2 pseudogenes are annotated in these 506 nt (G+C 80.2%); one reads left to right on the top strand and one right to left on the bottom strand.

Features of this window, described 5'->3' with window-relative positions:
- Positions 1-209: pseudogene (locus HUX53_RS00145) on the bottom strand (hypothetical protein); the annotation flags it as partial.
- Between the two features lie 88 nt (positions 210-297).
- Here HUX53_RS00145 and HUX53_RS00150 point away from each other — a divergent pair.
- Positions 298-506: pseudogene (locus HUX53_RS00150) on the top strand (hypothetical protein); the annotation flags it as partial.

The raw sequence follows: 506 nt of genomic DNA, 5'->3' as shown, positions 1-506 counted from the left end.
TGCGGGCGGCGGCGCGGCGTGTTGGCGTGGCGGGCCGGGTCGGCGACGCCCTCGGCGCGCCGCGGCGCGCCCCGCCGCCCCTGGCGGACGATCGCGTCGACGGTGACGCGCGACACGCGGGCGAGCGCCGTCGCGGTGCCGGCCAGCAGGCCCGCCAAGAGGACAAGACCCACCGCCAGGGCGGACAGCCACGCCTGCGCCGTGCGCATCAGCCGCCGCGTTTCTCCCGCCAGGAGCCGAGGAGCTCGGCCTGCAGGCCGAGCTCCTCGGCTCCTGGCGGGAGAAACGCGGCGGCTGATGCGCACGGCGCAGGCGTGGCTGTCCGCCCTGGCGGTGGGTCTTGTCCTCTTGGCGGGCCTGCTGGCCGGCACCGCGACGGCGCTCGCCCGCGTGTCGCGCGTCACCGTCGACGCGATCGTCCGCCAGGGGCGGCGGGGCGCGCCGCGGCGCGCCGAGGGCGTCGCCGACCCGGCCCGCCACGCCAACACGCCGCGCCGCCGCCCGCA

The sequence above is a fragment of the Actinomadura sp. BRA 177 genome, assembly GCF_013372625.1.
Classification (GTDB): Bacteria; Actinomycetota; Actinomycetes; order Streptosporangiales; family Streptosporangiaceae; genus Spirillospora.
This window is presented reverse-complemented; position numbering and strand designations above follow the sequence as displayed.